Below are 20,658 nucleotides of genomic sequence, written 5' to 3'. Positions count from 1 at the left end.
AAGGTAAAACTTACAGCCCCAGCACCGCTTTCGCGATGATGTTGCGCTGGATCTCGTTGGAGCCGCCATAGATCGACACCTTGCGGTAGTTGAAATAGGTCGGCGCGATCGGCGAGGCCCAGTCGCCCTCCTCGTTCTGCCCCTCACCTTCCGGCATGAACGGCAATGCGAACGGGCCGGTGACTTCGAGCAGCAGCTCGGTGAGCGTCTGCTGGATTTCCGAACCCTTGATCTTGAGGATCGACGAGGCCGGATCCGGCTTGCCCTTGCCGTGCTTGCCTTCGGCCGCGACGACGCGCATCTGCGTCAGTTCGAGCGCCTTGAGCTCGATCTCGGTAGCCGCGAGCTTCTGGCGGAACTGCGGATCCTCGATCAGCGGCTTGTCACCGGACATGACGCTGGACGCCAGCTCCTTGATGCGGCGGATGCGCTCCTTCGACATGCCGACGCGCGCGATGTTGACGCGCTCGTTGCCGAGCAGGAATTTCGCGTAGTCCCAGCCCTTGTTCTCTTCACCAACCAGATTCTCGGCCGGCACCACGACCTCATCGAAGAACACTTCGTTGACTTCGACGCCGCCATCGATGGTCTGGATCGGGCGGACGGTGATGCCCTTCGACTTCATGTCGATGAGGATGAAGGAGATGCCCGACTGCTTCTTCGCATCGGGATCGGTGCGACAAAGGCAGAAGATCCAGTCGGCATGTTGCGCGAGCGTGGTCCAGGTCTTCTGGCCGTTGACGATATAGGTATCGCCCTTCTTCTTCGCCGTGGTCTTCAGCGAGGCGAGGTCCGAACCCGAGCCCGGCTCCGAGAAGCCCTGGCACCACCAATCGTCCATATTGGCGATGCGCGGCAGGAAGTGCTTTTTCTGCTGCTCATTGCCGAAAGTGTAGATCACCGGACCGACCATGTTGACGCCGAACGGCAGCGGCGGCGGCGCCGGGGTCTTCTGCAGCTCTTCCAGGAAGATGTACTGCTTCGCGGCGCTCCAGCCGGTGCCGCCATATTCCTGCGGCCAATGCGGGACGGCCCATCCCTTCTTGTTGAGCGTGCGCTGCCAGTTCACCAGATCGTCTTTGCTGGTGTGATGACCTTCCTGCAGTTTCTTGCGCACCGCCGGGTCGAGGCTTTCGCGGAAAAAGGTGCGCACCTCGTCGCGGAATGCTGTTTCTTCTTTGCTGAAGCTCAGATCCATCGGATCCTCCTTGTGAGCAGATGTGTAATTACTGAACGATTTCGAGCAGGCCGGCGGAGCCCATGCCGCCGCCGACGCACATGGTGACAACGGCATACTTCGCCTTGCGGCGACGGCCTTCGATCAGTGCGTGACCGGCGAGACGTGCGCCCGACATGCCATAGGGATGGCCGACCGAGATCGCGCCACCATTGACGTTGAGCTTTTCCGGATCGATGCCGAGCTTGTCGCGGCAATACAGAACCTGCACGGCGAAGGCTTCATTGAGCTCCCAGAGATCGATGTCCTCGATCTTGAGACCATGGCGCTTCAGAAGGCGCGGCACGGCGAACACCGGACCGATGCCCATCTCGTCCGGCTCGCAGCCGGCAGAGACGAAGCCGCGGAAGATGCCGAGCGGCTTGAGGCCCTTCTGTGCGGCGAGCTTGTCGCTCATGATCACGGTGGCGCTGGCGCCGTCCGAGAGCTGCGACGCATTGCCGGCGGTGATGGTGAAGCCATCGCCGCGCACAGCCTTCAGGCCGGCGAGACCTTCAGCGGTGGTTTCCGGACGCGGGCCTTCATCCTTGGACAGCGTGATATCCTTGAACGAGACTTCGCCGGTCGCCTTGTCGACGACGCCCATCCTGGTCGCGATTGGCGCCAGTTCGTCGTTGAACTTGCCGCCCTGCTGCGCGGCCGCGGTGCGGCGCTGGCTCTCCAGCGAATATTCGTCCTGGCGTTCGCGCGAGATGTTGTAGCGCTTGGCCACCGTCTCGGCGGTGTCAAGCATCGGCATATAGACGTCGCCCTTGATCTTCATCAGTTCGGGATCGACGGTGTGGAACTTGTTGGCGTGCTCGTTCTGCACCAGCGAGATCGACTCGCCGCCGCCGCCGACCGCGATCTCGACGCCGTCGAAGATCACCGAACGCGCAGCCAGTGCAATCGCCTGCAGGCCCGAAGCGCACTGACGATCGATGGTGGTGCCGCCAACCGTGACCGGCAGACCGGCGCGGAGCAGCGCCTTGCGTGCGATGTTGCCGCCGGTCGCGCCCTGCTGCAGGGCTGCGCCCATCACGACGTCCTCAACTTCCTTGGGATCGATGCCGGCGCGCTTGACGGCATGCTCGATCGCATGGCCGAGCAGCGTCGCGCCTTCGGTGGCATTGAGGGCGCCGCGAAAGGCCTTGCCGATCGGCGTACGGGCGGTGGAAACGATAACGGCTTCGGTCATGGGCGGGGTCCTCCAGAGGCGGTTTGTTGTTGCGAGGTTGTTTCTTGGTTCATGATGGGCGTGGGTTGCAACCCGCGCAAGGCGTGGCGCGAGAGTTTTCCGACCGCGGTGCGCGGCAAGTCGTCGACGAAGTCCAAAGCTGCCGGCAGTTCATGCTTGCCGAGCTTGCCGGTGAGAAACGCGCGCAGCTCGTCGATGGTGAACGGCGCTGCGCCATTGCGCAGCCTGATAAAGGCCTTGGCCGCCTCGCCGCGATACTGATCGGTGACACCGATCACGATCACTTCCTGTACGGAGGGATGTTCGTAAATCGCCTGCTCGATCATCTGCGGATAGACGTTGAAACCGCCGGAGATGATCATGTCCTTCTTGCGATCGACCAGATAGAAGAATCCGTCTTCATCCATGTAGCCGATATCGCCGGTGAGGAAGCGATCGCCGACGAATGACTCGGCACTCTCCTGCGCGCGGTTCCAGTAGCCTTTGGTGACGTTCGGCCCCTTGATGCGAATTTCGCCGGTCTCGTTGACACCGAGCACCCTGGTCGGGTCATCGAGCGACACCACGTCAATCTCGATCCCCGGCAGCATCAGGCCGATCGAGCCCGGCTTGTCGAGACCGCCGGGCGGATGGCTGGTGCCGGGCGAGCAGGTTTCGGTCATGCCCCAGCCGCTCTTCAGCGACAGGCCCGTTTTACGTTCGAACAGACGCGCCACTTCATCGGGCAGCGGCGCACCGCCGGAGGCCGCCGACACCAACGACGACAGATCGCGCGTCTCAAGCGACGGATCGGCCGCGATGGCGATCCACATAGTGGGCACGCCGGGAAATACGGTGGCTTTCTTTTTCTCGATATCGTCGAGCACGCGGCTAACATCGAAACGCTGATGCAGCGAAATGGTGTCGCCGAGGCTGATGCGGCTCAGCAGGATCACGGTCAGTGCATAGATGTGAAACAACGGCAAAACACAGATGACGCGCTCGATCCGATTGCGCCCGGCGCGTGCCGGCGCGCCCCATAGATTATAGATCGAGACCGCCGAGGTCAGATTGCCGTGGCTGAGCATCGCGCCCTTGGGCAGGCCGGTGGTGCCGCCGGTATATTGCAGCAGCGCCACATCATCCGCTGAAATCTCGGGCCACTGCGTCGGCGGCGTGGCGCCTGCGGTAAAATTGCGGAAAGTGACGATGGCGGGATTTTCCGGCAGCGGCAGCTGCGGATTGTTGACGGGGCCCCAGTCGTCATCCTCGCAGACGATCAGGCGATCGAGCAGGCCTTTGTCGAGAAACTTCAGTGCCATCGGCAGCAACGCCGCGAGGTTGCTCGTCACCAGCACGCGTGCGCCGGAATCCTTGAGCTTGTGCGACAGCGCGATCTCGCCATCGAGCGGCGACAGATGCACGAGCCGCGCGCCGGCCTTGAGACCGCCGAAGAAATGCACCGGATGATCCGGCGTATTGCCGAGGAAGATGCCGATGGAGGAGCCCTTGCCATAGCCGGCGCGCATCAGCGCGGCAGCGACGATATCGACGCGCGCCTGCAGATCATTGAACGAGATCGGCTGATCCCGAAATTCGATGGCGGTGCGGTCGCCATGTTTTGCAACGGAGTCGGCAAGCAGACCCGGCAGCGACCCACGCGCAATCGGCGCGTCCCAGGTAACGCCCGGTGGGTAGTGCTGTTCGCCCGGATGGGTCATGGCGTGGCCTGCTTACATAAGGAGCGCACGGCGCCAATATTCCCTCCCCCCTTGCGGGGGAGGGTCAGGGAGGGGGGTAAGCCACAAGTGACGTCGCCCGGGGACCCCCGCCCCCGGCCCCTCCCCGCAAGGGGGAGGAGAGCACATCGTGCTCGCGTCACCACAACTAGCCCTTCGCCAGTGACGCAAACGTCTTGCCTTCATCCGCCAGCTTCTTCAGCAGCGCAGCCGGCTCCAGCGACGGATCGTTGGTCTGCTTGGCATAGAACTGCAGGCGCTCGACGATCTGCTTGAGACCGACCTGATCGGCATAGAACATCGGGCCGCCGCGATAGATCGGCCAGCCATAGCCATAGAGCCAGATCACGTCGATATCGCTCGGGCGCGAGGCGACCTTCTCTTCGAGGATGCGGGCACCCTCGTTGATCATCGGATACATCATGCGTTCCAGAATTTCCTGGTCGCTGACGGCGCGACGGGTCAGGCCCAGGCTCCGGCAGGTATCGTCGATGAGCTTCTCGACTTCCGGATCCGGCACCGGCGCGCGGGAGCCGGCTTCATACTTGTAATAGCCCTTGCCGGTCTTCTGACCGAAGCGGCCGGCTTCGCAGAGCGCGTCGGCGATTGGCGAGGTGATGCCGCGATCCTTGCGCGAGCGCCAGCCGATATCGAGGCCAGCGAGATCGCCCATGGCGAACGGACCCATCGGCATGCCGAACTTGGTGACGACGGCATCGACCTGCTGCGGCAGCGCGCCCTCGAACAGCAACTTCTCGGACTGCTTGGAGCGGGCCGCTAGCATGCGGTTGCCGACGAAGCCGTCGGAGACGCCGACCACGGCCGGCACCTTGGCGATCTTGCGGGCGACAGCGACAGCGGTGACGAGCGCATCCGGCGCGGTCTTGTCGGCGCGGACGATTTCGCACAGCTTCATGACATTGGCTGGCGAGAAGAAGTGCATGCCGAGCACGTCCTGCGGACGCTTGGTGACAGCTGCGATCTCGTCGATGTTCAGATACGAGGTGTTACTGGCGAGGATGGCGCCCGGCTTGGCATAGGCATCCAGCGCGGTGAACACTTCCTTCTTGATCGCCATGGTTTCGAACACGGCCTCGATCACCAGATCGACATCCTTGACGTTCTCAAGGCCAACGACGCCGTTGATCAGCGCCATGCGCTTGGCCGGCGCATCGGCAGGAATGCCGCCGCGCGCTGCAGTCGCCTCGTAATTCTTCTGCATGATACCGAGACCACGCTTGAGCTGCTCCTCGCCGGTCTCGATCAGCGTGACGGGAATACCGGCATTGGCGAAGGACATCGCAATACCGCCGCCCATGGTGCCGGCGCCGATGATGGCGACGCGCTCGACCGGACGCGGCTTGACGCCTTCCGGCACGTTCTGGACCTTGGCAGCTTCTCGTTCTGAGAAGAACGCGTAACGCTGTGCCTTGGACTGGTCGTCGGCGACCAGCTTGAGGAACATCTCGCGCTCCTTCTTGAGCGCCTCGTCGAACGGCACATCGAGCGTCCAGCTGACGGCTTCGGCGCAGGCCAGCGGCGCATTCATGCCGCGGTTCTTCTTGTTGGCGGCTGCGGCGGCGTTGGTGAAGATGGTGCGATCGGCGCGAGCGGCGGCGAGCTTGGAATCGTCGTTACGCAGCAGGCGCAGCGGACGCTTTTCGGCGATCACCTTGCGCGCGAAGGCTTCTGCGCCCGAGGCCGGACCTTCGACGATCTCTTCGATCAGACCGTTCTTCAAGGCTTCAGCAGCGCTGATCGGATCGCCGGTGACGACCATCTTGACGCCGAGTTCAGGACCGACTGCGCGCGGCAGGCGCTGCGTTCCGCCGGCACCCGGCAGGAGGCCGAGCTTCACTTCGGGCAGACCGAGCTTGGCTTCTTTTGTCGCCACGCGGAAATGACAGCCGAGTGTGAGCTCGAGGCCGCCGCCGAGCGCGGTGCCATGGATCGCGGCGATCACCGGTTTGGAACAATTCTCGATTTCCGAGATGACTTCGCTCAATCCGGGCGACTGCGGCGGCTTGCCGAATTCGGTGATGTCAGCGCCGGCAACGAAGGTACGGCCTGCGCATGCGATGACGATCGCCTTCACGGCAGGATCGGCAGCGGCCGTTTTGACGTTCTCAAAAATGCCGCGGCGAACCGCCGCACTCAGCGCATTTACAGGGGGAGAGTTGATCGTGACGATGGCGACTTCATCATGACGTTCAAGCTTTACGACATCGCTCACGGCATTCTCCTTGGCTACGTTTACCGGTCTGATTTTCTTAGTTTCGCACTGCGAAATTTAATTCCACATCTTGACACGGAGGGTTATTTTGAAGAGCGTCCCTTGTCAACGAGGGCCGTGGTGCAATCGTATGAAACTGACAAAACCAAATTTCGGGAAGCATGAAACGTCCAGCGAAGAATGTGGCGACAGATCGCAATTTCGTCGTCGCATTGGCTCGCGGCCTGGATGTCTTGCGTGCATTTCGCCCCAATGACGGGCTTCTCGGCAATCAGGAGATTGCCGCCCGCACCAAATTGCCGAAGCCAACCATCTCGCGATTGACTTACACACTCACGAAGTTGGGCTACCTTACACCCGTGCCACGCTTCGAGAAGTATCAACTCGCGCCAGCAGCCATGGCCCTGGGGTATGCTGCACTTGCGAACTTAGGCGTTAAGCATCTCTCGGAATCATTTCGCGACGAATTGATGCGGCAGACCGGCGGTGCCTGCGCAGTAGGCGCGCGCGATCGATTGAGCATGATCTATTTCGGGCAGAGCCGTTCCAGTCTCACTGTCGGCGTTCAACTCGACGTCGGCTCGCGCATTCCCATTGCAACCACGGCGATGGGCCGCGCTTATTTCTGGGCATTGCCTGCGGAAGAACGTGCCCAATTATTGCGCGAATTTCGCGAACATTACGGACATCGCTGGTCGAAGATGCGTGATGGACTCGAACGTGCGGGCGAAATGGTCGCACGCCACGGCTTCGTCATCTCGGCTGGCGAGTGGCAGGACGATGTGCACGCTGCCGGTGTTGCGATGACATTGAATGACGGCACCGGTCCTTATGCCTTTAATTGCGGCGCGCCCGCGTTCCGTTTCACGGAAGAGCGCTTGCTCAACGATATTGGACCTCGGCTATTGGCGATGGTAAGAAACATCGAAGCGGCGCTCGGGGGAACAGCTGCACCACAATCCAAAAAACTCGACAGCAAAAAAATCAAATCAGGAGGGAAAGTTGCACGCATTGTTGAAGGGCTCTGACAGCCTTCATCGTCGTGACCTGCGCAAGACTTCGCCGCAGCCGACGATCGAGGATCACCGCACATGACACAGGCACAACTCGCAGAGCGCGCGCCCGTCGCATCGACGGCGCCGCTGCTTTCGGTTCGCGACGTCAGCGTTGTGTTCGGTGGCATCATCGCGTTGAACGGCGTCTCGTTCGACATGCAGAAGGGTCACATCCTCGGCCTCATCGGACCGAACGGCGCCGGCAAGACCACGCTGTTCAATTGTCTCAGCCGGCTCTACCAGCCGAGCAAGGGCGATATCCTGATGGACGGCCAGACGATCCTGAATCGTCCGGCCCACAAGATTTCCGAGATCGGCATCGGCCGCACCTTCCAGAACGTCGCGCTGTTTCCGAACCTGACCGTGCGTGACAATGTCCGCGTCGGCAAACATGCGCGCACCAACAGCGACATCATCAGCGACTCGCTGAAGCTGCCATGGGTTCGATCAGGCGAAGCTGCGATCAACAAGGACGTCAACGACATCCTTGATTATCTCGATCTGCACAGCGTTGCCGATACGATCGTCAGCGGTCTTCCGTTCGGCACGCAGAAGCGCGTCGAACTCGCGCGTGCGCTCGCCGCCGAACCGAAGATCCTGCTGCTCGACGAGCCCGCAGGCGGTCTCAACCATGAGGAAGTCTACATTCTTGGCGACCTGATCCGCCGCATCCGCGACGATCGCGGCGTGACGGTGCTCCTGGTCGAGCATCACATGGGTCTCGTGATGTCGATCGCCGACCATGTCGTCGCATTGAATTTCGGCAAGAAGCTCGCTGAAGGCACACCTGCTGCCGTCCAGAAAGACCCTGCTGTGATCAAGGCCTATCTGGGAGACAAAGACTCATGACCGCGATGCTTCACGTAAAAGACCTGCGTGCGTATTACGGCCAGGTCCAGGCACTGCACGGCCTCGAATTCGAACTGCAGGAAGGCAGCCTCACCACCCTGCTCGGCGCCAACGGTGCCGGCAAGACCACCACGCTGCGCTCGATCTGCAACATGATCCGCTCCACAGGCTCGATCGAGTTCGAGGGCAAGAAGCTCGACAACAAGTCGACCGAAAGCATCGTGCGGCTGGGCATCGCCCATGTGCCGCAGGGCCGCGGCACCTTCACCACCATGACGGTGGAAGAGAACCTGCAGCTCGGCGCGATCAGTCGCAAGGATACCAAGGCGATCGGTGACGACATCGAGCGAATGTATGCCCACTTCCCGGTGCTCAAGCAGCGCCATACCCAGCAGGCCGGCACGCTGTCCGGCGGTGAACAGCAGATGCTCGCGGTCGCCCGCGCGCTGATGCTGCGTCCCCGCCTGATGCTGCTGGACGAGCCGTCCTTCGGCCTTGCGCCCCTGATCGTGCGGGATCTGTTCAAGATCCTCGGCAAGATCAACCGCGAGGACAAGGTCAGCATTCTTGTCGTCGAACAGAACGCGCAGCTCGCGCTCGAGCTCGCCGACAAGGCCTATGTCATCGAAACAGGACGCATCGTGATGTCCGGCACCGCCGACGAGATCGCGAACAATGAAGACGTCCGTAAATCGTATCTGGGATATTGAGGGGGCGGCCATGGAACTCTTTACCAACCAAGTCCTGGCTGGCATCGCCACCGGCGCGATCTACGCCTGTATGGCGCTCGCCGTGGTCATGATCTACCAGGCGATCGACCACCTGAACTTCGCCCAGGGCGAAATGGCGATGTTCTCGACCTTCGTCGCCTGGCAGATGATGCAGTGGGGCATACCCTATTGGGGCGCATTCGCGCTGACGCTGATTTTCTCCTTTGTCGGCGGCATCGTCATCGAGCGGGCTTTGTTCAAGCCCCTCGCCAAGGCGCCGGTGCTGACCCACGTCGCCGGTTTCATCGCGCTGTTCGCCATCATCAACAGCGTCGCGGGCCTGACCTGGGACTTCACCATCAAGCAGTTTCCCTCGCCGTTCGGCTCGTCGCCCTTCCTGGGCAGCCAGCTGATCTCGACGCATCAGGCCGGCATGATCGGCGTGACGATCATCCTGCTCGCCCTGCTGTTCATCTTCTTCCGCTACACCCGCGTGGGCCTCGCGATGCGGGCAGCTGCGTCGATGCCTGAATCGGCGCGGCTGGTCGGCATCAACACGTCATGGATGATTGCACTCGGCTGGGGCATGGCGGCCGCGATCGGTTCGATCGCCGGTATGCTGATCGCCCCCGTCGTGTTCCTCGAGCCCAACATGATGGGCGGCGTGCTGATCTACGGATTTGCCGCGGCCGTCGTGGGCGGGCTCACGAGCCCACTGGGTGCTGTCATCGGTGGCTTCCTCGTCGGCGTCTTCGAGAACCTCGTCGGCACCTATATCCCGGGTGTCGGCAATGAGCTGAAACTGCCCATCGCCCTGGCGCTGATCATCACCGTGCTGGTCGTCAAACCCAATGGCCTGTTCGGCCGTGCCATCGTGAAGCGAGTTTGATCATGAGCACCGTTCAAGACGTCTCCGCCGCTCCCGCGGTCGCTGCCGTTCCCAAAAAGGCAATGGCGCTCGGCCCGCTGGCATCGCTGATCATCCTGGCGCTGCTCATCGTCACACCACTGTTCGTGAAGAACTTCATCATCTTCCAGATGACGATGTGGCTGATCTACGCCATCGCGGTTCTCGCGCTGAACATCCTGACCGGCGCCAGCGGCCAGTTCTCGCTCGGCCAGAGCGCGTTCTACGCCCTCGGCGCCTATACGTCGGCCATCCTGATGGAACATGCCGGCGTCAATTACGCGCTGACGCTCCCTGTGGCCGGTCTGGTCTGCTTCATCGCCGGCTTCCTGTTCGGCCTGCCGGCGCTTCGGCTCTCCGGCATCTACCTCGCGCTGGCGACCTTCGCCCTCGCGGTGGCGATGCCGCAGCTCCTGAAGCTCGGCGTGTTCGAACACTGGACCGGCGGCGTGCAGGGCCTTGTCGTCACCAAGCCTGATGCACCGGAAATCCTGGCCTCGCTGGGTCTGAAAGTGTCGCAGGACATGTGGCTGTACTTCTTCACCCTCGCGGTCACGATCCTGATCTACATCCTCTCGGTCAACCTGCTGAAGTCGCGGTCGGGCCGAGCCATGATGGCGATCCGTGACAACGAGATCGCCGCCTCGGCGATGGGTGTGGACGTCTCGCTCTACAAGACGCTGGCTTTCGGCGTTAGCGCCGGCATCACCGGCGTTGCTGGCGGTCTCGGTGCCATCGCTGTGCAGTTCGTCGCGCCCGATGGCTATACCATCCAGCTCGCTATTGCGCTGTTCCTGGGCATGGTCGTCGGCGGCGTTGGTTGGCTGCCGGGCTCGCTGGCCGGCGCGGCTTTCATCGTCTTCGTTCCGAATATTGCGGAACACGTCTCGAAGGGTCTGTCTGGCGCCGTGTTCGGCGTCATCCTGATCATCATCATCTTCCTGCTCCCGAACGGGGCCAGGCAACTCGCCTATTTGGCACAGGGCTTGATAGGCAAACTACGTAAACACTGAGGACCTATGAACTGCAGAAACTTTCTGCGCACCGCCGCGCTCTCGAGCGCGGCGTTTGCGTTTCTCGCCTTCTCAACTTCCGCGAATGCCCAGAAGAAATACGATACCGGGGCGAGCGATACCGAGATCAAGATCGGCAACATCATTCCCTATAGCGGCCCGGCTTCGGCCTACGGCATCATCGGGAAGATGGAAGAAGCCTACTTCAAGATGATCAACGATCAGGGCGGCATCAACGGCCGCAAGATCACCTTCGTCAGCTATGACGACGCCTACAGCCCGGCCAAGGCCGTGGAACAGACCCGCAAGCTGGTCGAATCCGACGAAGTTCTGTTCGTGTTCGGTCCGCTCGGCACGCCGTCGAACACGGCGATCCTGAAGTATCTGAACGCCAAGAAGGTGCCGCAGCTGTTCGTCGCCACCGGCGCGACCAAGTTCGGCGAATACAAGACCGCGCCATGGACGATGGGCTGGCAGCCGGCCTATCAGAGCGAAGGCCGCATCTTCGCGCAATACGCGATCACCGAGAAGCCGAACGGCAAGATCGCCGTGTTCTACCAGAACGACGACCTCGGCAAAGACATGCTGAAGGGCCTCAAGGACGGTCTCGGCGAGAAGGCTTCGATGATCGTGGCTGAAGACAGCTATGAAGTGTCCGAGCCGACCATCGACTCGCACATCGTCAAGATGAAGGCCTCGGGCGCCGACATCTTCGTCTCGATCTCGACGCCGAAATTCGCGGCGCAGGCGATCAAGAAGGTGGCCGAGATCGGCTGGAAGCCGATGTTTTTCCAGAGCAATGTCGGCTCCTCGGTCGGCGCAGTGATGCGTCCGGCGGGTATCGACAACGCGCAGGGCGTGCTGTCGCTGGCCTATGCCAAGGATGCCATCGATCCGCAGTGGAAGGACGATGAGGGCATGAAGAAGTATCTCGACTTCCTGGCCAAATACGCCCCCTTCGCCAATCCGGCCGAAAGCTCGGCTGCCTATGGCTACGGCCAGGCGCAAACCGTGGTGCAGGTGCTCAAGCAGGCCGGCGACGACCTGACGCGTGCGAACATCATGAAACAGGCCGCCAGCCTGAAGGACTTCGCACCCGACACGCTGCTGCCGGGCGTCAAGATCAACACCTCGGCGACCGACTTCTACCCGATCGAGCAACTGCGCATGATGCGCTTCACCGGCGAGAAGTGGGACGTGTTCGGCCCGCCGATCGACAGCAAGCTCGGCGGGTAATCGTTCACAAAAATGCGACCGTCTTACGCTCCGTCATGGCCGGGCTTGTCCCGGCCATCCACGCCTTCTTAGCTTGTAGCCAAGACGTGGATGCCCGGGACAAGCCCGGGCATGACGACTGGGAAGACAGCGACAAAGCGCGCTGCAACAACTCGCGCTGGAACATTAAAACTGCTTAATAAAACAGCCCCTTACGACGAAAGTCGTGAGGGGCTTTTTCTTGCTAGTTGCAGCGGAAAAGTATTCAATCCGACGCGCCGCAGCATTCAACAAAAAACAAGAATACGCGCGGCTTCATCAAATGATCAGGGAGATCAGAAATGCCTTCATTCAGCTCGCGTGCAATGACGTTCACGGTTGCCGCAGCCCTCAGTGCGGCCCTTGGCGGTACTGCCTTCGCCCAGAAAAAATACGACACCGGCGCCAGCGATACCGAGATCAAGATCGGCAACATCATGCCCTATAGCGGGCCCGCCTCCGCCTATGGCGTGATCGGCAAGATGGAAGAAGCTTATTTCAAGATGATCAACGATCAGGGCGGCATCAACGGCCGCAAGATCAATTACATCACCTATGACGACGGCTACTCGCCGCCGAAGGCCGTGGAGCAGGCCCGCAAGCTCGTCGAATCCGACGAAGTGCTGTTCATCGCCAGCTCGCTCGGAACCCCGTCGAACTCTGCCATTCAGAAATACATGAATGCCAAGAAAGTGCCACAGCTGTTCGTGGCCACCGGCGCGACCAAGTTCGGCGACTACAAGGACTTCCCCTGGACCATGGGCTGGCAGCCTGCCTATCAGAGCGAGTCCAGGATCTATGCAGCCTATCTGCTGAGGGAAAAGCCTGACGCCAAGATCGCGGTCATGTATCAGAACGACGATTTCGGCAAAGACATGCTGAAGGGTCTGAAGGATGGTCTCGGCGCCAAGGCGGCATCGATGATCGTCGCCGAGGAAAGCTATGAAGTGTCGGAACCGACCATCGAGTCCCACATCGTCAAGCTGAAGTCGACCAATGCCGACACCTTTGTCAGCTTCACCACGCCGAAATTCGCTGCGCAGGCGATCAAGAAAGTGGCGGAGCTCAGCTGGAAACCAACCTTCATCCAGAGCAATGTCGGCTCTTCGGTCGGCGGCGTGATGAAGCCGGCGGGTTACGAGATCGCCCAGGGCATCCTGTCGGCGAACTACGCCAAGGACGGCGCCGATTCCAGCTGGGACAATGACGAGGGCATGAAGAAATTCTACGCCTTCCTCGCCAAATATGCACCCACCATGGACAGGAGCGACGGCTCGGTCGTCTATGGCTATGGCCAGGCGCAGACCATCGTTCAGGTGCTCAAGCAGGCCGGTGACAACCTGACTCGCGCGAACATCATGAAGGAAGCAGCCAACCTCAAGGAATTCGCGCCCGACACATTGCTGCCCGGCGTGACCATCTCGACCTCGGCGACCGACTTCTACCCGATCGAGCAGCTGCAGATGCAGCGCTTCAAGGGCGAGAAGTGGGAGCTGTTCGGCCCGATCATCGCGGGCAAGATCGACGGTTGATGTTCTGATCTCTCCCCGCCGGTCGAAGCCAAGCTTCGCCAGGCGGGGGGGATCGAGATCAGTAATAATCCCGGAACGCATCCGCGAGACTGTCGGGCTGCCAGTCGATCTGGTCCGACGCGATCGGATCGTCCGAGAGCAGCGCACTCGCCTGCGTCTTGTAGTCCGGCGCCACATAGTCCGCCTGCGGCAGGCCACGGCGCACGATATCCTGATAGTTGAGATAGTTGTCGCGATTGCCGACGAAGGTGCACATGCATTTGGCGGGATCGGCATAGAGATAGCGCGGCCCGTTCGGCGTATTGTGGACGACGAAGCGATAGGCCGGCAATTTGCTTAAGGCCGCCTTCCCTGCGGCATCGTTGACGAAGCGCGCCTTGAAGCCGGCGGACTCCATGTCGAATCCGACCTTCTGCAGCACTGGCACGCTCGGCAATTCGCGCGCCGCCAGCAGCGTCACATCGAGCAGCGCCAGCACCGCGATGACAGCGAGCGCAATACTGCGCGGGCGCAAAGGAGAAAGCGTCGTCATCGTTACTGCGCGCATGTCGCGAAACCCCGGCTATGAGCGCGCATCGCCACGCTCTGTTGCGGGCGACACTAACGGACCCCGCAAGCGGTGTCACGGTAGCGCTGCCGCAGCGCGCGATGCCGGTTAACAAATCCATCACGCCGCCTCGCTGGCGATGAGCGCCTCCAGGACGCGCCAATACATTTCGTCCAGCATCGCTTGCTGCTGCTCTGCATTCAGAACCCGCCGTCGTTGAAACAGAAGACAGATCGGCCGGCTGCCTGTGCAATGGTGTGCACGATGACAGGCCTTGATAATGCAAGTGCGATGGGTGCGCAGGATGTTCGCATTACCGCGCTCGATCTCTTCGATGCAGGCGGCGACGATCATGTCCGACAGCCGCTTGGCCGCCAGGTCGCTCTTGTCCCTGGCGCGCTGCGCGAGATGCCAGGCGTCGTGTTGCGAGATGATCATGTGAACTCCCGTTGTGACGATGATGACTGGATATGAGTGACTTGGGTGACGGTCACGCGCCGTCCTTGCCCGCGCCTGTGCGCGTGCGTGGCGGTCCCGGTGGTCTCCCTCGAAAATGAGGGAGATGAAGCGCCGAAAGGCGCAACTTGGTAACAGTGCCGCAGCGTAGTGTCCCGGATCGCCGGACAGCAGAGGCCGCGGAAACGCCTTTCGACGCTCCATCGTGGCGATTTCTGTCCCCGGGACCGTTCTTCCGGGCAAAGGCGCAGACCTCCGCAGTCCGCTTATCCCGACGGTTTCCCGCCATTCACCGATGCCACGTCCAGCCAGCATGAGTGGCAGACCCCCGTAGTGGGGCCGGACGGTGACCCAAGGCCTCCCGAGTGCGTGAGGGAACGTCTCCCTCCCGCCCGCAGGCGCCACATCCCGCCCCGCGCTAACAAGCGTCCCTGGCAACGCCCCTCAAAGTGGGACGGGATGCAGGAGAATATAATCTCCTCGAAACAGCGTCAAGGATTATTTTCAGAATTCTTCGGAGGCACCCGCCACCTCCTGAGAGAGCGACGCAGATGTACAGATGAATATAGAGGCGTGATAGAAAACGGACCCGCTAACGCAGATCATGACGAAATACCTGGTTCAACATCGGCGCGCCGTTACGCCCGACGATATATGTCGCGGAATATACTCCGCCTGGCCAAGGTTCGGTGGACCGCTTTTTTCCGATGAAGAGAAGCGTCTGGGCCTGATTTTGCGCAACTGCAACTGGACCCTTCTCGGCGATGATCCTGCCGTCGGGATCGCGCAGCGTCAGTGACTGTTCGTCGCCCGTCTTCAAGCCAATTGTCCGAACATAAACGACAAGGGCTTCAGATTTCGTAGTTGGCTTGCGCTGAGAGACAGCGTCAACCTCGATCATATCGTTCGTGACCGCTTCGGTAGCGAATCCGAAGTTCAAGACTGCGCGCGGTGAATAGGCCAGACGAACCCGAGCATCGTCCGTCCATTCACTTTCAGTATGACTGCCGCAAGCGCCAGGCATCAAGCCTGTTCCAAAGGGATCGATGACCTTCCCTTCTCGCCGCACAATAAAGTGTAGATGCGGATACTCAGTTAGCCCCGACATGCCGACGGCACCGAGAACTTGGCCAGCGCGGACTGTATCTCCAGCTCTTACCAAGATGCTGTCTTTGGCCATATGGCAGTACTGGGTTTCGCGATCTCCGGAATGTCTGACAACAACGCCATTGCCGCATTCATTTCCTTTGGCTGCATTGCGCCTGTCGCCTTTCACAGGGCTGTCCGCTAGGCCATCGCGAGTTCGCAGCACCGTGCCCTCGGCGGCTACGACGACGTGAACCGGCTTCTGCTGTCTGCCATGTAACGTTAATCGAAAATCGACGCCGTTATGGCCGTCATAGGTCAATGTCCCGCACATGTAGTCCTTGGCCGAGGGACTATCGTCGATGTCTACGTAATTCTGGATGAAACACGTGCGACCAATGTCGCACGATAACGGTATGATCAAATCTCCAGCAGTCGCCGCGTGCGATATTCCTATAACGAGGGGCAGCGCTAACAATATCCCAATCTGTTGCCGATGCGCCATCTGATCACGTCTGGATGCCCGCGGGAACTCCACGATTTTACATGGATTAAGATGTGGTGATGTAGGGTGCCCCGGGCTGTCGCAACTTGAACGGTGAGAATGTTCGACTGTGCAGAACGAAAAATTCCGATTGGCGATTGATTCCAACTTTCAGCATGACGCGTTTGATGTAAGTCCGTACGGTTTCTTCCGTGAAACCAAGTTCCAATCCGATGGCGCGTGGACAGCGCCCGCGGAGAATACAGCGAACAATCCGCGCCTCCACCCAACTCAAGCCAAACGCGAGAGCAATGCGCTGGGCACCGGCCTCCTCATTGAATTGAGGAACGTAGATGAGAGCAAGATTGGGATCGGTATTTCCAGGGATTGAACCGATCACAGCAAACAAAAATCGCTGCTCCTCTTGCGAGATGAGCACGGTCGATCCGACGTTCTTTTGGTTTGGATCCGGAATGATAGCGGCTCGAACAGCGTCCCTGAGCTGGGTGGTGATGAGGGGGGTCGATCCCGAGAGTGTACCACCATCGAGAGTGATGACACCTTCGCCGACAAGTCGCCGAAACCCGCTGTTCATGCTCCGAACGATCAGATTTTCGTCAATGGTCAGGGCGGGTGACTCAATGTCATCCAGCCACATTTGATGAGACTGCAGTGTGGTCTTTGTCAGATCAGCGACCGCATCCCATAGGAGCTCGATCGCGCGCCTAGCGGTAGCGAATTCTGCATCAGGAATCTGCACCTGCCACCATCCCGCAATAAAGATGGCAGTATCCCCAGAGACCGTACATACACGTCCAATGACCGAGTGGTGCCCGTAGACCGGGCGCGTTCCGATCAGCCGGCGTGCAAACCCGTTTGGCGACGTAGACGACTGATATATGAAATTGCCGTCTCCGTTGAAAGTCTCCGAGATGGATCTCGCCAACGCTTCCGATGCGGGACTGGGCGCGGGTAATCCAACTGAAGTCTGATCGAGTAGATCTCCTTCTGGAGACAAGAACGCAGCGTAGCAGCGTTTGCATTCGAGCAGTCGGGCTAAGGATCGCGCAAACCACAGGTTTTGTGGCGCACTGGAGTTGCGGCTGGAGCGGGGCAATGGATTCGCCGGAGTAGCTCGAAGCCTGAAGGCCAGTGAGCCGATGGTGTCAGAGCGGTCGTTTTCCTGTTGGTATCCTTGCTGCATAAATGCCTCCCAAAGAATTTGTGTGTTCAATATTCCGCCAAGGCGTCAACTCTCCCGGAAGGCACGGTGGACGCGTAGGCGCAGCGGCTGAATTAAGTACTCCGCAAATGTTCTTATGCCTGTTTCAACAAAGACTTCGACCGGAAGGCCGGGCTTCAAAGTCGTGAGATGAGGTTCGACCTCCGGTGATCGCTGCAAATCAATTTCTGCCATGTAGGATGTGACGCCGCTCTTCGTGTCAGTGAACGCATCCGCCGCGACAGCAGTCACCTGGCCTTCCAGCATGGGTCGGCGGCGAATGTTGAGGGCAATGATGCGGATACGAGCGTTCTGCCCCGCCATGACTTCCTCGCGATCCTGCGGCCGCAGGGATGCCTCGATGACGAGGCGATCCTCGATGGGCACGATCTCCATGAGTGTCTCTCGAGGCGCTAACACAGTGTTCAATTCCCTGCTGTTGAGGCGAACAACCCGTCCCGACTCCGGTGCGCGTAAATCAGTCCGCGCCAGTTGTTCACGCAATGCGCCAATCCGATGTCTGAGATCGCCGATCGATTCTCGCGTTGCGTGACTCTGTTTTGCGATATCCTGACTTTGGTTGAGACCCAGCTGTTTTCCACGATCGACGAGTTCTGCGATTTTCCCGCGTGTTTCTGCTTGCTGGGTCAGATTGCGCGTGAGTTGGGCCTGCATGTCCGCTTCCGCCCTCTTCAACGCAAGTACGCGTGGCTTTCGTGCGAGCCCTTTTTCCAATAGCGATGCTGTATCTCGTATTTCTTCCTGAAGAAACTGAAGTTGCTCTTGCAGGCTTGTCCTGCTGTTTTCGAGGCCATGGGCCGTTTCCATGAGTTGTCGGGTCTGCTGATCGATCAATTTCCGCTCGCCGGTCAATGCACTTGATCGCGTCGCGAACTCCGTCTCCTGGGTCTGAATTGCCGTCTTTGCTTCGGGGCGAGGAGAATTCCGTAATTCGTCAGGAAATGAAATAGCGGTGGACTGCATTTGTTCAGCGAGTAACCGTGCATCCAGCGAGAGATCAGCAAACAATTTTGTCTCTAATACGCCAAGGCTTCCCTCAACTTGGGTCGTATCGAGTTTTGCAACGATCTGACCGGCCTCGACTTGCTCGTTCTCGCGGACATAAATGGTCTTCAATATCCCACCGTCGAAATGTTGCACCGCCTTCCGCTTAGATTGGACCTTTATGATACCGGGAGCGATGACGGCGCTGCGCAGCGGGACGAATGTAGCCCAAAGGCCGAATCCGCCGAATTGAATCGCTAAAAGGAAGGCTCCCCATTTTATGAGTCGTCGGGCATCGGACCTGGGTTTCTCCAGGATTTCGTGGCTGCTCGTTGCACCGAGTAAAAGTTCGTGGACGTGAGTTGTCACAATTCCTGCTCCTAGCCAGATAGCAGTTGCGGGCGGTCGGGCTGACGCGGACCCCGGCGTGAAGGGAGCCCCGCTGTGTTGCTGGGTAGAACTTCCGAAACGGGACCGAAGGCGACCTGCGTGCCGTCGCGGAGCAGCAATACGTGATCCGCAATCGTCAGGAGGCGTGGCCGGTGGGTCACGATCAGGAAGGTTGCGCCCTGCGATCGTGCGCTCAATATCGCAGTGCACAGCGCTGCCTCGCCATCCGGATCGAGATTTGCGTTGGGCTCGTCGAGCAGTATCAGTTTACGGTTGCCGAAGAAGGCTCGTGCCAAGCCAATGCGCTGTCGCTGGCCACCAGAGAGGCGATGACCGTCGCGACCGATCTGCGTTTGATACCCGGCCGGCAGTGCCAGAATCATCTGATGCGCGCCAGCCAGAGTTGCTGCCATGACGATATCTTCGTCGCGCGGACTCTCCTCAAATCCCGAGATCGCTTCAGCAACGGTACCGGCGAGCAATTCGACATCCTGAGGAAGATAGCCGATGTAGCTTCCGAGCTGATCGGGGTGCCAGCTCTCCAGCAACGCGTTGTCGAGCCGGATTTCACCGACGCTGGGCTTCTCCAAGGCGGCCGCCATCCGCAAGAGAGTGGACTTGCCCGCGCCGGTCGGACCAACGACCACGACGATCTCGCTGGGCCTGCATCGGAAGGCAATACCTCTCAGGATCGAACGTCTCGCCTGCGGAATGGTGAAGCCGACACCATTGAGTTCCAGTAAGCCATTTGGGGCAGTGAGGCGGGTCCGATGAGGTTGCTTCAACACCCATGTCGCCGCGGCGCTGACGCGCTTCCATGCCTCCTGCGCCGCGGTCACCCCGCGCCAGGCAGAGATAAGGCTCTCCATCGGTTGCAGGGTTCGGCTGACCATGATCGAGCTCGCGATCAGGCTGCCGGCGAGTACCTCGTTTTGCAGTACAAGCCAGGCACCACATCCGATAGATAGAACTTGCAGGGTAGACCTCACCATGCGTGCCGCCGACGCGATCGCGGCGACCCGTTCGCTGGCGCGAACGACAGGAGATAACGCCTCATCATTGGCGCGCATGAAGGCGCGGATGGCGCCTCCAGTCCAGCCCATGGCCCTGATGAAGTTGCCGTGTCGAACGATGCCATCCATTAGCATCTGACAACGTGCGGCTGCACCGCTCGCTTCATTGACCTCCGCCCGGGCAATACAGCTACTCACATATCCCATGATCGACAGAACGACCGCGCCAGTCAGCGCAATAGCGCCGTAGTAGGGATGGATGAGAAAGAGGATAAGTATGAAGACGGGAAGAAACGGGGCATCGACCAACGTAATGACAGCGCCGCCTGAAAAGAAGTTCCGTAGCTCCCGAACTTTCACCAGATCATGCGTCGAGCCTTCGCGGCGTCGCGCCGGATCGGCAATGGTTGCCTCCAGGATGAGCGGTGCGACGCGCTGTTCGAAGGTGACGGCGAACCGGCTGAGCAATCGAAATCGAATGACGTCGAAGAAGGCGCTGAAGATCAACGCCGCAATTCCGAGGGAGGTCAGGCCGATGAGAGTCTCGATGCTTCCGCTGCTGATGACCCGGTCGAAGACCTCGATGGAGTAGAAGGGTAACACAAGCAGAAGGATGTTGGCCGACACGCTGAAGACGACGACCCACACGAGCGTGGTTCGCCCTGGAACGGCGCTGACAACAGATTCTGCTCGGGCCGAGTGAGCCAGACGCATAGTGACTGCCTAATTGCGCAGAATGCGTAGGGCGGCAACGTGCCGCCCTACGTCGT

At 60.2% G+C, this 20,658-nt stretch carries 17 protein-coding genes; 7 read left to right on the top strand and 10 right to left on the bottom strand.

Going from position 1 to position 20,658, the window contains the following annotated elements:
* Positions 1–10: 10 nt before the first annotated feature.
* The 4 genes from pimC to AB8A50_RS27985 all read right to left on the bottom strand — a co-directional run bounded on the left by pimC (position 11) and on the right by AB8A50_RS27985 (position 6,365).
* Positions 11–1,198 (bottom strand): pimeloyl-CoA dehydrogenase large subunit, encoded by a 1,188-nt coding sequence (pimC, locus tag AB8A50_RS28000; RefSeq protein WP_089261586.1) that lies wholly within the window; start codon positions 1,196–1,198, stop codon positions 11–13.
* A 28-nt stretch (positions 1,199–1,226) separates the two neighbouring features.
* Positions 1,227–2,414, bottom strand: a complete 1,188-nt coding sequence (locus tag AB8A50_RS27995) for an acetyl-CoA C-acyltransferase (protein ID WP_089261588.1) — start codon at positions 2,412–2,414, stop codon at positions 1,227–1,229.
* Positions 2,411–4,114: a dicarboxylate--CoA ligase PimA gene (gene pimA, locus AB8A50_RS27990; RefSeq protein WP_120288680.1), complete on the bottom strand. Its 1,704-nt coding sequence runs from the start codon at positions 4,112–4,114 to the stop codon at positions 2,411–2,413. Before pimA ends, AB8A50_RS27995 begins: the two co-directional genes overlap by 4 nt.
* Positions 4,115–4,280: 166 nt before the next feature.
* Positions 4,281–6,365 carry a 3-hydroxyacyl-CoA dehydrogenase NAD-binding domain-containing protein gene (locus AB8A50_RS27985; RefSeq protein WP_120288679.1) on the bottom strand — a complete coding sequence of 695 codons (2,085 nt, stop codon included), beginning with the start codon at positions 6,363–6,365 and terminating at the stop codon, positions 4,281–4,283.
* Positions 6,366–6,526: 161 nt separating this feature from the next.
* On the opposite strand from AB8A50_RS27985, the gene AB8A50_RS27980 reads away from it, so the two are divergent.
* The 7 genes from AB8A50_RS27980 (at position 6,527) to AB8A50_RS27950 (ending at position 13,685) form a co-directional block, all read left to right on the top strand.
* Positions 6,527–7,393: an IclR family transcriptional regulator gene (locus AB8A50_RS27980; protein WP_093759245.1), complete on the top strand. Its 867-nt coding sequence runs from the start codon at positions 6,527–6,529 to the stop codon at positions 7,391–7,393.
* A gap of 63 nt (positions 7,394–7,456) precedes the next feature.
* Complete coding sequence (locus AB8A50_RS27975) at positions 7,457–8,269, top strand: ABC transporter ATP-binding protein (RefSeq protein ID WP_093759246.1); 813 nt, start codon at positions 7,457–7,459, stop codon at positions 8,267–8,269.
* A complete protein-coding gene (locus AB8A50_RS27970; protein WP_116663743.1) occupies positions 8,266–8,979 on the top strand; it encodes an ABC transporter ATP-binding protein in 714 nt (237 codons plus the stop codon). Before AB8A50_RS27975 ends, AB8A50_RS27970 begins: the two co-directional genes overlap by 4 nt.
* A 10-nt stretch (positions 8,980–8,989) precedes the next feature.
* The gene (locus tag AB8A50_RS27965) at positions 8,990–9,868 is read left to right on the top strand and encodes a branched-chain amino acid ABC transporter permease (RefSeq protein WP_439079634.1); all 879 of its coding nucleotides are present in this window, start codon (positions 8,990–8,992) and stop codon (positions 9,866–9,868) included.
* A 2-nt stretch (positions 9,869–9,870) separates the two neighbouring features.
* Positions 9,871–10,899, top strand: a complete 1,029-nt coding sequence (locus tag AB8A50_RS27960) for a branched-chain amino acid ABC transporter permease (RefSeq protein WP_089261602.1) — start codon at positions 9,871–9,873, stop codon at positions 10,897–10,899.
* Between the two features lie 6 nt (positions 10,900–10,905).
* Positions 10,906–12,135: an ABC transporter substrate-binding protein gene (locus AB8A50_RS27955; RefSeq protein ID WP_184513957.1), complete on the top strand. Its 1,230-nt coding sequence runs from the start codon at positions 10,906–10,908 to the stop codon at positions 12,133–12,135.
* Positions 12,136–12,479: 344 nt separating this feature from the next.
* Entirely contained in the window at positions 12,480–13,685 is a 1,206-nt protein-coding gene (locus AB8A50_RS27950; protein ID WP_231081190.1) for an ABC transporter substrate-binding protein, read from the top strand.
* 58 nt (positions 13,686–13,743) lie between these two features.
* On the opposite strand, the gene AB8A50_RS27945 is transcribed toward AB8A50_RS27950, so the two are convergent.
* The 6 genes from AB8A50_RS27945 to AB8A50_RS27920 form a co-directional block, all read right to left on the bottom strand.
* Complete coding sequence (locus AB8A50_RS27945) at positions 13,744–14,217, bottom strand: hypothetical protein (RefSeq protein ID WP_439079633.1); 474 nt, start codon at positions 14,215–14,217, stop codon at positions 13,744–13,746.
* A gap of 135 nt (positions 14,218–14,352) precedes the next feature.
* Positions 14,353–14,670, bottom strand: a complete 318-nt coding sequence (locus AB8A50_RS27940; protein ID WP_439079632.1) for a hypothetical protein — start codon at positions 14,668–14,670, stop codon at positions 14,353–14,355.
* 610 nt (positions 14,671–15,280) lie between these two features.
* On the bottom strand, positions 15,281–16,279 hold the full coding sequence (locus AB8A50_RS27935; RefSeq protein WP_439079631.1) for a M23 family metallopeptidase: 999 nt from the start codon (positions 16,277–16,279) through the stop codon (positions 15,281–15,283).
* A 46-nt stretch (positions 16,280–16,325) separates the two neighbouring features.
* The gene (locus tag AB8A50_RS27930; RefSeq protein WP_439079630.1) at positions 16,326–17,462 is read right to left on the bottom strand and encodes a helix-turn-helix transcriptional regulator; all 1,137 of its coding nucleotides are present in this window, start codon (positions 17,460–17,462) and stop codon (positions 16,326–16,328) included.
* A gap of 45 nt (positions 17,463–17,507) precedes the next feature.
* Entirely contained in the window at positions 17,508–18,854 is a 1,347-nt protein-coding gene (locus tag AB8A50_RS27925; protein ID WP_231077868.1) for an HlyD family type I secretion periplasmic adaptor subunit, read from the bottom strand.
* An 11-nt stretch (positions 18,855–18,865) separates the two neighbouring features.
* The gene (locus tag AB8A50_RS27920; protein ID WP_184513951.1) at positions 18,866–20,536 is read right to left on the bottom strand and encodes a type I secretion system permease/ATPase; all 1,671 of its coding nucleotides are present in this window, start codon (positions 20,534–20,536) and stop codon (positions 18,866–18,868) included.
* Positions 20,537–20,658: the final 122 nt, after the last annotated feature.

It is taken from the genome of Tardiphaga sp. 841_E9_N1_2 (assembly GCF_051811065.1).
Taxonomy (GTDB): domain Bacteria; phylum Pseudomonadota; class Alphaproteobacteria; order Rhizobiales; family Xanthobacteraceae; genus Tardiphaga; species Tardiphaga robiniae.
The sequence above is the reverse complement of the archived record's forward strand: the minus strand, read 5'-3'. Positions and strand labels throughout refer to the sequence as shown.